Source organism: Streptomyces sp. CBMA156 (genome assembly GCF_014596515.1).
Taxonomy (GTDB): Bacteria; Actinomycetota; Actinomycetes; order Streptomycetales; family Streptomycetaceae; genus Kitasatospora.
The window spans coordinates 1-10,389 of the sequence record NZ_MSJQ01000019.1 but is presented as its reverse complement, the minus strand read 5'-3'; the positions used below and the strand labels follow the sequence as shown (position 1 = coordinate 10,389).

The 10,389-nt window shown below is 73.2% G+C and carries 7 protein-coding genes and 1 pseudogene; 5 read left to right on the top strand and 3 right to left on the bottom strand.

The annotated features are described in order from the left end of the window. The 3 genes and pseudogenes from BU198_RS41700 to BU198_RS01170 form a co-directional block, all read left to right on the top strand. A pseudogene (locus tag BU198_RS41700) lies at positions 1-246 on the top strand (chitinase); the annotation flags it as partial. Between the two features lie 283 nt (positions 247-529). Then, complete coding sequence (locus BU198_RS01175; protein WP_188294912.1) at positions 530-1,186, top strand: NUDIX domain-containing protein; 657 nt, start codon at positions 530-532, stop codon at positions 1,184-1,186. A 623-nt stretch (positions 1,187-1,809) separates the two neighbouring features. Further along, positions 1,810-2,607 carry an SGNH/GDSL hydrolase family protein gene (locus BU198_RS01170; RefSeq protein ID WP_188294911.1) on the top strand — a complete coding sequence of 266 codons (798 nt, stop codon included), beginning with the start codon at positions 1,810-1,812 and terminating at the stop codon, positions 2,605-2,607. Positions 2,608-2,678: 71 nt separating this feature from the next. Here BU198_RS01170 and BU198_RS01165 read toward each other — a convergent pair whose 3' ends face one another. Then, a complete protein-coding gene (locus BU198_RS01165) occupies positions 2,679-3,608 on the bottom strand; it encodes a nitroreductase/quinone reductase family protein (RefSeq protein WP_188294910.1) in 930 nt (309 codons plus the stop codon). A gap of 350 nt (positions 3,609-3,958) precedes the next feature. Here BU198_RS01165 and BU198_RS01160 point away from each other — a divergent pair, with 350 nt between their 5' ends. Then, positions 3,959-4,351, top strand: coding sequence for a hypothetical protein (locus tag BU198_RS01160; protein ID WP_223243748.1), 393 nt, complete (start codon positions 3,959-3,961; stop codon positions 4,349-4,351). 173 nt (positions 4,352-4,524) lie between these two features. Here the strand turns inward: BU198_RS01160 and BU198_RS01155 are convergent, their stop codons facing one another. After that, complete coding sequence (locus tag BU198_RS01155; protein WP_223243750.1) at positions 4,525-5,712, bottom strand: polysaccharide deacetylase family protein; 1,188 nt, start codon at positions 5,710-5,712, stop codon at positions 4,525-4,527. 277 nt (positions 5,713-5,989) lie between these two features. Further along, positions 5,990-7,816 carry an AMP-dependent synthetase/ligase gene (locus BU198_RS01150; RefSeq protein WP_188294908.1) on the bottom strand — a complete coding sequence of 609 codons (1,827 nt, stop codon included), beginning with the start codon at positions 7,814-7,816 and terminating at the stop codon, positions 5,990-5,992. 519 nt (positions 7,817-8,335) lie between these two features. Between BU198_RS01150 and BU198_RS01145 the strand changes: the two genes are divergently transcribed. Further along, positions 8,336-10,389: nitrate- and nitrite sensing domain-containing protein (locus BU198_RS01145; protein ID WP_188294907.1), on the top strand; the 2,054-nt coding region annotated here is incomplete at its 3' end.

Below are 10,389 nucleotides of genomic sequence, written 5' to 3'. Positions count from 1 at the left end.
TCCGTCTGGTCGAACCAGAACAGCTGGAACCAGCTGTCCACCACCTTCACCACCGGGGCGAACGCCACCAGCGTCACCGTCTACCTGCACGGCTGGTACGGCCAGAGCGCACCAGGTGTTCGACCTGGCCGACGACGCCGCGCGGGGGCTGCCCTTCCCGCCCGGAGTGGACCCGCGGCCGGGCTTCCCGCTGCCAGGACTCCCGGCCACCGGGGAAGGGGGTGGGCCGCTGGGGTGACTGGGTGATCAGGGCGTTCACCCCCTCCGCATCCACCATGCGGCGCTGGGGACTGTTCATCGACCGCGTGTTCGGGGAAGATTCGGAGAAGATCAACAGCAGGAGCGCGCGGTACCCCACGTCGCCGCTCCGGCCGCTCCGTTCCGTACCGCGCCATGCAGGTCCTCCCCGCGCACCGCCGGTCCGGCGAAGCCCGACAGCGAGAGGGGGACGGATGAGCGAGCGGAGCGAGCTCGTCGCCAGGGGGTACGGCCGGGCGGGTGCCCCCGCCGAGCGCCGCGGGGCGAGAGCATGAGCCCGATCGAGTACAGCGAGGAGATCGCCGAACTGCTCGGGAAGGTGCGGCGGCGCCCCACGGCGGGCTGGCCGTGGCGCCCGGGCGAGCAGGTGCCGGACGGGCTGCCGACGAAGCAGTCCTGGGGGTGGCTGTTCGCTCCGGACGGGCGGGTGCTGACGCTGGTCAACCCCAGGGACGGGATCTGCTCGCTGCCCGGCGGCTCGCTGGAGCCGGAGGACGGCGGCGACCCGGCGGCGGCCCTGGCCAGGGAGGCCGCCGAGGAGGCGCAGGCCGTGATCGGCCGGCCGTACTACCTCGGCTACCTCTACGACCGGGTCGGCTCAGCCAACGGCGGGCACGAGTGCGCCCGGGTCCGGATGGCGGCGGCGCTGCGGGCGGTCGGTCCGAGCGTGCCCGACCCGGCCTCGGGCCGGCACTACCGGCGATTGCTGGTCGCGCCGGGCCTCGCCGTCGAGCTGCTCGGCTGGGGCCTGCCCGGGCTGCGCCAGGCCCGGGCCGCGGTCGCCACCGCCGCCCGGTGGCTCGGTGTGCCCGCGGCCGCGAACGAGGCGATCGAGGAACTGCCGGTCGAGGGCTGCACGGTCTCCCAGGGCGCCGTGTACCGGGGTGCCCTGCACCCCGGTGACGGCCACCCCGGCGTCCGGGGCTGACCGCGCCCCGAAGCCCGGTACTGACCGCGCCGCGATGCCCGGCACTGACCGCGCGGCCCACTCGGGTTGAGCTGCCCCGGTGGCCGATCCCGACCGTGTCCCGGCGTTCGGGACTGACCGCGCGCTGGGGCTCAGGGCTGTCGCCCCGGCGTCCGGGGCAGACCGCGCGCTGCTCCGTACGTCCGAACGACGCCCGGCATGCCGTCCTGAAAACCGTTCACATCGGTCACCCGGGTCCGATCGGCCACACCGGTGAAATTCCGTCCGGTGCCGTCGACGCTGTCGATGACCTTTTCGGCCCACCTTCTGACGCCCTTTGAGGCATGCCATCCGCCCCCCCTGTGTCCGCCGGCACCCTCGTCGAATCCGAACCGGCGGTGGCCGGGCGGCGACCCCCCGCTTGTCCTGCGCGGAATTTCCGCAAGTTGCCGGTCTACGCGCGCTGCACTACGCGCGTCACCCCGCACCCGCTCTGACCAGCGTGAAATGACGGATTGTCGGCGGCAGTTCATCTCTGAGCTATCAGACGTCCCGTCAATATCCTTGGCATGACCGCTTCCGGGTTTGGCTACTGCCTGGTATCACTTCTGTGACCCACGCCACGCCACCCCACTGGAGCCGTGATGATCCGCTCTGCCCGTGCCCTGTCGATCGCCGCCGTTGCGGCAGGCCTCACCATGACGACGCTCTTCGCCGCGTCGTCCGCGAACGCGGCCGGCGTCAACTACGTCGCCCTCGGCGACTCGTACTCCTCCGGTGTCGGTGCCGGCAGCTACCTGAGCGACAGCGGCAGCTGCAAGCGCAGCACCAACGCGTACGCGTACCTCTGGAAGAACGCGCACGCGCCGTCCTCCTTCAAGTTCGTCGCCTGTTCGGGCGCCAAGACCGGCGACGTCCTGAACAGCCAGATCTCCGCCGTGGACGCCAGCACCACGCTGGTCAGCATCTCGATCGGCGGCAACGACGCCGGCTTCGCCGACACCATGCAGACCTGTGTCCTGGGCACGGACACCGACTGCGTCAACGCCGTCAACACGGCCAAGAACTACGCCACCGGCACCCTGCCCGGCCAGCTGGACAAGGTGTACTCGGCGATCAAGTCCAAGGCCCCCAACGCCCACGTCGTGGTGATGGGCTACCCGCACATCTACAAGGTCGGCGGCAGCTGCATCTTCGGTATCGGCGACACCAAGCGTGCCGCCATCAACGGCGCCGCGGACGCCCTGGACGGCGTCATCGCCAAGCGTGCCGCCAACGCCGGCTTCGCCTTCGGAGACGTCCGCAACATCTTCAACGAGCACGAGATCTGCGGCTCGCTGACCACCTGGCTGAACAGCACCACCCTGCCGGTCGACGAGAGCTACCACCCGAAGGCGGCCGGCCACTCCGGCGGCTACCTCCCGGTGTTCTCGGCGTCCTGACGGTCAGCCGCAACGGCCGCCGTCCCTTCCCCCGCCGTGCGTGCGGGGGAAGGGACGGCGGCGGTGCGGTCTCAGCCGCCGCTCGGCGCGGGCCCGGTCGGCGGGAAGGGGATGCCCGCGAGGACCGGCAGCAGTTCGGCCTCCTCGAAGTCGAGGTGCGCCTCCAGCTCGGCGGACATCCGGTCCAACTCCGCCCGGAGCCGTTCCGGTTCGGTGACCGCGACGCCAGCCAGCAGCGCCACCAGCTCCTCCTTGATCCGGCCGATGGCCAGGTGCTGCTCACCGAGCCGGGCCAGGACGCCGGCCAGTTCCGGATGACTGCGGGCGAGGGCGGGGAAGATCGCGGTGTCCTCGCCGGTGTGGTGGTGCGTCAGCCCGTCACAGAAGGCCAGACAGTGCCGGCGCAGCTGGAGCCCGAGCGCGGCCGGCCGGCCCGGGACGTGGGCGTGCGCCTCCTCCCGTACGTGGCGCAGCTGCGCGCGCAGCCAGGTGTGCACCTCCAGCAGCTTGTCGGCGAGGCTGCGCACCACCGGGGCCGGGCCCTCGGAGACCGGGGCGCCGGAGGTCAGGCCGCCGGAGGTCGGTTCGGGCGGTTCGGGCCGTTCGAGGACCACGACCGGCAACTCCCGTTCGGTCTGCGCCTGGTAGTCGCCGTAGCCCGGGGCCTTCCGGACGACGGCGGTGAACAGCCGCTCCCGGCGGGTGCCTTCGGCGGGGACGGCGACCGAGTCGAAGGCCTCGGTGCCGAGTTCGACCCGGACCACGGGGTGGGCCAGCAGGTTGCGGTACCACTGGGGGTGTTCCGGCGCCCCGGCGGCCGAGGCGACGACCAGGAGCAGGCCCTCCGCCCGGACGTACCCGAGCGGCACGGTGTGCGGCCGCCCGGAGCGGGCCCCGGTGGTGGTGAGCAACAGCAGGTCGCCGCCCTCGAACGGGCCGCCGACCCGTCCGTCGTTGGCGCGGAACTCTTCGATGACGTTCAGATTGAAGGACATGGGCATGCGTGGGTGATGGATCTCCGGAGAGGAAAGGGGTGTCGCGGCCACACGTGATGCGGGTGCGGGTGATGCCACGGGGGTGCGCGACCGGCGACGTTCGCCGTGGACGCACCCTGCGGAGGTACCCCGTGGAGGTGCCTCACGTACGCGGGCACCGCGGTGACCGCCTGGCGTCAGATCAGGGCAGCGGAGAGAGTGCTCATCGCGCTTCGTCCCTTCGGAAGGGTGCTCGCTCGGCTGTCGGCCGGCCCACTACTCTGTGGCCGACGCCGCGCTGCACGCCCCCATTAGAGCCAGGCCGTGGACGGGCTGTCAACGAGCGTGATCACCACCCGAGGGGAGCCGGAGCCGCCGTGGAACGCGTGGTGGACCTCGACGACGCCGCCGCGCGGATCACCGCCCGGTCCCCGCGCTGGTGCGCGGCCGGGCTGACGGTGGGCCCGCTCACCTGGCGCGACGGCCTCGCCCCCTGGCCCCAGCCGCTGGAGACGGATCGCACCCGGGTCGGCGATCCGGACTCCGTCGGCCTGCGGCTGTCCGACCCACTGACCGGTGGCGAACTGCACGTGGTGCTCTTCCGCGGAGGCTGGGCGGACGTGGACTACCTGGCCGCCGGCTGGGAGGAGATGGCCGCCACGGCGGAGGAGCACGAGGTGGGCGGCGCGATCCCGGCCCAGGGCATCACCTCCGCCGCCGACTTCGAGGCGCGCCTGATCGGCTGGATGGGAGACGTCTTCGGCGGTTGAGCGGTTGAGCGGTTGAGCGGCTGAGCGGCTGAGCGGCGGAGGGGTCGACCGGTGCGCCCCGGGAAGCCCCGGCGGGGCTCGCTCCCGGGTGACCCCGCCCTCCCGCGCCGGAACGGCGCCGCGCCGCCGCTCCTCCCGGAGACGGCGGCGCGGCGGGTCCGGAGGACCGTCCGTCAGCGCAGGTAGTCGACCAGGCCGGCCGGCTTGAGCCCGGCGGCGTCGGCCGCCGCCAGGGCGCGCTGGAGGTCGGAGGCGAGGGTGTCCGTCCAGTGCATCAGCACGACGTCGCCCGGCTGCAACAGGCCCGGGTGCCAGATGTTGCCGGCGCCCCAGCTGAAGTCGGCGTCGGCGGTGAGCACGGTGCGGATGCCGCAGTTGGCGGCGGCTTGCAGGGTGTCGGCGTTCCAGGTGAAGTACGGCGGACGGAAGAACGTCGGCGCGGTGCCGAAGAGGCGGGTCAGGGAGTCCCTGGCGTCGCAGATCTCGACCTGCTGCCGCTCCAACGGGAGTTGGCTGAGGTCGGCGTGGGAGACGCTGTGGTTCTGGACCGAGGAGCCGGGCACGGCGGTGACCCGCTTGAAGAAGGCCGGGTCGGTGGCGGCCGGCATCGGCAGCGGGAAGGCGGTGATCGGCAGTCGGTGGTCGGCGATGAACTGCTCCGCCTCGGGGGTGCGCTGCCAGCCGTCGTCCACGGTGAGGAAGACGACCTTGTCGGTGGTCGGGACGGAGCCCGCCGCCACCGCGGGGGCGGGCGCGGGGCCGTCCACCCGGACGTCGTCCACCGAGAACGGGCCCTGCTGGTACCAGCCGTGCACGTACAGCCGGATGCTGCGCGCGTTCGGTCCCGTGGTGAACCGGGTGGTCAGCCGCTGCCAGCCGCCGCGGGTGGTTTCCGTCCAGGCCGGGGCGACGTCCTTGCCGGTGCCGGTGGCGCCCAGGTAGACGAAGTTGCCGCGCACCCAGGCGGAGGCCGTGTAGGTGGTGCCGGGCTGGACGGCCACGGTCTGCGCGCACTCGCCGGTGGATTCGGCGTTCGCCGGGGTGACGGTGAGCGCGGAGCCGCCGGCGTGCGGGGCGGTGGTGGTGACGGTCGCCTCGGCCGGGCCGCCGGTGCAGCTCCAGCCGGGGATGCTGCCCCAGTCGGCGAGTTCGGGGGAGGGCAGCTCGAAACCGGGGTTGGTCGCGAGGTTGACCGTCGGGGCGCTCCCGGCGCCCGCGCCGCCGGCCGGGGGAGCGTCGGCGGAGGCCGCCGGTGCGGCGAGGCCGCCGAGCAGCGCGGCCGCGGTGGCCAGTGCGGACAGGCCTCTGGAGAGGCGGGTGGGCAGGCCCGTGGGCAGGCCGAGGGGAAGGCGCGTGGACATCGACACGTGAGGACTCCAGCAGGTGGGGGTACGCCCGTGGGGAGGGCGTGAGTGGAATCGGTGCGCGGAACTCTGGATCGTCGCAACAATGGACTAGACCAATGGGGCCGTCAAGGGAACGGTGGATGAACCCCGTGGTCATCGAAGCCGCGACACAAGGGACAAGACGGTACGTCAGGGACCGGTCGGGCAGGCCGGGTTCAGAGCGGGTTCGGGCCAGGCGCAGGACAGGGCCGGACCGAGGGCGGGCCCGGGTCGGGGCAGGTGCGGACCCGGTTCAGGGCAGGTACAGCTCCTCGATGTCCGCCGCGTAGTACTCCGCGATCGCCGCCCGCCGCAGCTTGAGGGAGGGGGTCAGCAGCCCCTGCTCCTGGCTGAACTCCCGCGGCAGCAGCCGGAAGGCGCGGATCGACTCGGCCCGCGACACCGCGGTGTTCGCCGCCGCCACCGCGCGCTGGACCTCCACGTGCAGCTCCTCGTCTGCGAGTACCGTCCACGGATCGGCCTGCTCCCGCCCGTGGGTCTTCAACCAGTGCGCCAGTGCCGCCGGGTCGAGCGTGATCAGCGCGGCCACGTACGGACGGTCGTCGCCCACCACCAGGCACTGGGAGACCAGCACGTTCGCCTCGACCCGCTCCTCCAGGGCCGTCGGCGCCAGGTTCTTGCCGCTGCTGGTGACGATCAGGTCCTTCTTGCGGCCGGTGATGGTCAGGTAGCCGTCGTCGTCCAGCCGGCCCAGGTCGCCGGTCGCGAACCAGCCGTCGACCAGGGACTCGGCCGTGCACCGCGGATGGTTGAGGTAGCCGCCGAAGACCGAGCCGCCGCTCACCCACACCTCGCCGTCGTCGGCGATCGCCACCGAGGCGCCCGGTACCGGCTGTCCGACCGTGCCGAGCTTCTGCCGTCCGGCCGGGTTGGCGGTGATCGCGGCGGTGGTCTCGGTCAGCCCGTAGCCCTCGTACAGCCGGAGGCCGGCGCCGGTGAAGAACAGGCCCAGTTCGCGCCGCAGCGTGGAGCCGCCGCACATCACGCTGCGTACCCGGCCGCCGAGCACCGCCCGCAGCTTCGGGTAGACGGTCCGCTCGTACGCGAGGTGGCGCAGCCGCAGGGCCGCGCCGGGGCCGGGGCCGCGCCCGAAGGCCTTCTGCTCCCGCGCGGCGGCCCACTCGACGGCCACCTGGCGGGCCTGCTCGAAGAGTTCGCCGCGGCCGGCGTCGTCGGCGGCCCGCCGGGCCTGCTGGAAGATCTTCTCGAAGACGTACGGGACGGCGTGCAGGAAGCTCGGACGGAAGGACGCGAGCGCGGGCAGCAGCGCGTCCGTGGAGACCTCGGGGATGTGCCCGATCCGGAAGCCGCCGCGGATCGCCGCGATCTGCACGGCCCGCCCGTAGACGTGGGCGAGCGGCAGGAACAGCAGGGTGGCGGGCTGGTCGCCGCCGGTGTCGCGCAGGACGTCCCCCCAGCCGGCGAGCAGGGCGTCGGCTTCGGCGGCCAGGTTGGCGTGGGTGATCAGGCAGCCCTTGGGCCGGCCGGTGGTGCCCGAGGTGTAGACGACGGTGGCGATGTTCTGGGCGGCGACGCCGAGGCGCTGGCGGTGCACCAGGGCGTCGGGCACGCCGCGGCCGTCCTCGGTGATCGCGGCGACGCAGTCGCGGTCCAGTTGCCAGATGCCGGCGAGATCGGGCAGCGCGTCGCAGACCGCGCCGACCGTCATCGCGGCGTCCTCGTCCTCGACCAGGCAGGCCACCGCCTGGGTCTCGGCGAGGATCCAGCGCACCTGCTCGGCGGCGGCGGTCGGGTAGACCGGGACGGTGATCGCGCCGATCGACCAGAGTGCGTAGTCGAACAGCGTCCACTCGTAGCGGGTGCGGGACATCAGGGCGACCCGGTCGCCGTAGCGGACACCGTGAGTGAGCAGTCCCTTGGCCAGGGCGAGCACCTGGTTCCTGAACTCCCTGGCGGTGACGTCCTGCCACCGGCCGTCCTCGGCCCGCCAGGACAGCTGGACCAGTTCGGGGGCGCGTTCGGCGGTGTCGTACAGGGAGTCGGCGAGTCCTCCGGCGGCCTCGGGCACGGCCGGGGCATGGGTGGTGAACTCGCGCACGGTCCTCCCCAGTTCGACGCCGGTAGTACGAGGTGGGCCGAAACTATCGGATCGCTCCGTCACTGCCCAGGGGTTGTGGCGGTGACACGACGAGATCGGCACGGGTCCTGGTCGGCGGTGCCGTGGCCGGGGAGGCGTGGGGGCGATGGGGAGGGGGAGCCGCGGTGGCGGACGCGGCCTCCCGACGGTCGGGCATTCCAGTCATCTGGGGATGATTCGGGCGCGAAGCGGAGGTGGGGGCGACCGGTTCCCCGTGTGTGCGGGGTGAGACCGCGAAGTGGACCGGTTCGCCCCTCGAACGAGTGGTCAGGGCGTAGTAGAGTCTCGCAGACCTGTGGCCGGGAGCCCCTCCATCGACCCTTCCCCCATCACTCTCCGTGTTGCTCCCGCGCCGCCGCCCCGAACCGCAACGTCCCGCCCCGTACCTCCCCGCCACCCGCTCCCGACGCCGCCCGTTCACCACTCCCACCGCTTCCACCGCTCCCCGTCCGCGCCTGGCACTTCCCGACCGAGGACTCCATGCGTCTGCGCAGCAGCTCGATCCGCGCGAAGATCATCGCGCTGCTCCTGGTGCCCATCGTCGCCCTCACCGCCCTGTGGGTGTACGCGACGATCGCCACCACCGGGGACGTCTGGAACCAGCTCGGGATCAGCCGTACGTACAAGGAGTTCGCGGGCCCGGTCGACCAGTACACCACCGACCTGCAGAACGAGCGCCGTGCCGCCGTCCAGCGGCTGGCCGACCCGCGCTCGCCGGTCCACCGGGACGCCTACGAGCGCGCCAAGGCCGCCACCGACCACAGCCTGGACGTGCTGCGGCAGAAGAAGGACACCTCCGGCGGCAAGCTCTCCGCCTCCCAGCGCGGCCGCTTCGTGCAGATCATCGCCGCCGCCGACCAGATCGGCCCGCTGCGCGCCCAGGTCGGCCGCTCCGCGCTGAACTGGGAGTTCGCGCTGGACCAGTACAGCGACCTGGTCAAGCCGGTGTTCGGCTTCCGGTCCGCCTATGTCGCCCGGCAGAGCGGCCAACTCCCGCGCCAGGGAACGATCCTGATCGAGCTGGTGCGCGCCCGCGAGTACCTGGCCCAGGAGGACGCGGCGATGGAGGGCCTGCGCACCGGCGCCGCCAAGCCCACCGCCGAGCAGTACCAGGTCGCACTGGACGCCCTGCACAACCAGCAGGCGCTGTTCACCGTCTACATCGCCGAACTCGAACCCGACGACCAGTCCGACTACGTCGCCCTGCGCGGCGGCGAGGCCTGGGGCGCGCTGGCCCGCGCCGAGGCGGACTTCGTCGGCGCCGGCGGCCCCGACCGGGTGGTCCAGGCGCTCAACAGCGACTCCTGGCGGGAGACCGCCGACCGGGCGCTCGGCGACCTCGCCTCGATCAACAGCCGGATCGCCGCAGGGCTGGACGAGCGGGCGCGGTCCGGCGCGATCGGGCTGCTGTGGCGCGGCGGCATCGCCGGTGCGGTCGGCCTGGTCGCCGTCGTGCTGTCGGTGATGATCTCGTTCCGGATCGGCCGCGGCCTGGCCCGCCAGCTGATCGGCCTGCGCAACGCGGCCGACGAGCTGGCCGGCACCCGGCTGCCGTCCGTGATGCTCCGGCTGCGCCGCGGCGAGCCGGTGGACGTGGCCGCCGAGGCGCCCGAGCTGCACTTCGGGGACACCGAGATCGGCCAGGTCGGCCAGGCCTTCAACGCGGTGCAGCGGGCCGCCGTCGAGGCCGCCGTCGAGCAGGCCGAACTGCGCCGCGGGGTCTCGGCGGTCTTCGTCAACTTGGCCCGGCGCAGCCAGGTGCTGCTGCACCGCCAGCTCACCCTGCTCGACACCATGGAACGCCGCACCGAGGACCCGGCGGAGCTGGAGGACCTCTTCAAGGTCGACCACCTCACCACCCGCATGCGCCGGCACGCCGAGGGCCTGATCATCCTGGCCGGCGGGTCGCCCGGGCGGGCCTGGCGCAAGCCGGTCCGGATGGTGGACGTGGTCCGGGCGGCGGTCGGCGAGGTCGAGGACTACGCCCGGGTGATCGTCCGGCCGTTCCCCGGCACCGGGCTGCTCGGCAGCGCCGTCGCGGACGTCACCCACCTGGTCGCCGAACTCGTCGAGAACGCCGCGGTGTACTCCCCGCCGACCACCCAGGTCACCGTCCAGGGCGAGGTGGTGGCACACGGCTTCGCGCTGGAGATCGACGACCGCGGCCTCGGGCTGAGCGAGCAGCTGCTCGCCGAGATCAACGAACGCCTCGCCGTGGAGCAGGAGTTCGACCTCGCCGACACCGACCGGCTGGGCCTGTTCGTGGTCAGCCGGCTGGCCCGGCGGCACGGCATCCGGGTGCACCTGCGGCCGTCCCCGTACGGCGGGACGACGGCCGTGGTGCTGATCCCGCGCGAGCTGCTCGCCGAGGCGCCGGACGGGCGGCCGGACCCGGGCGCCGCCGGACAGCGGTCGGCGGCGGACGGCCGTGGTGCTGATCCCGCGCGAGCTGCTCGCCGAGGCGCCGGACGGGCGGCCGGACCCGGGCGCCGCCGGACAGCGGTCGGCGGCGGGCGGTCGGCGGGGGCAGCGGG

Bases quoted from the DNA above. Each gene is read 5' to 3' on its own strand.
- BU198_RS01175 (WP_188294912.1), top strand. From the start codon at position 530: ATGAGCCCGATCGAGTACAGCGAGGAGATCGCCGAACTGCTCGGGAAG.
- BU198_RS01170 (WP_188294911.1), top strand. From the start codon at position 1,810: ATGATCCGCTCTGCCCGTGCCCTGTCGATCGCCGCCGTTGCGGCAGGC.
- BU198_RS01165 (WP_188294910.1), bottom strand. From the start codon at position 3,608: ATGCCCATGTCCTTCAATCTGAACGTCATCGAAGAGTTCCGCGCCAAC.
- BU198_RS01155 (WP_223243750.1), bottom strand. From the start codon at position 5,712: ATGTCCACGCGCCTTCCCCTCGGCCTGCCCACGGGCCTGCCCACCCGC.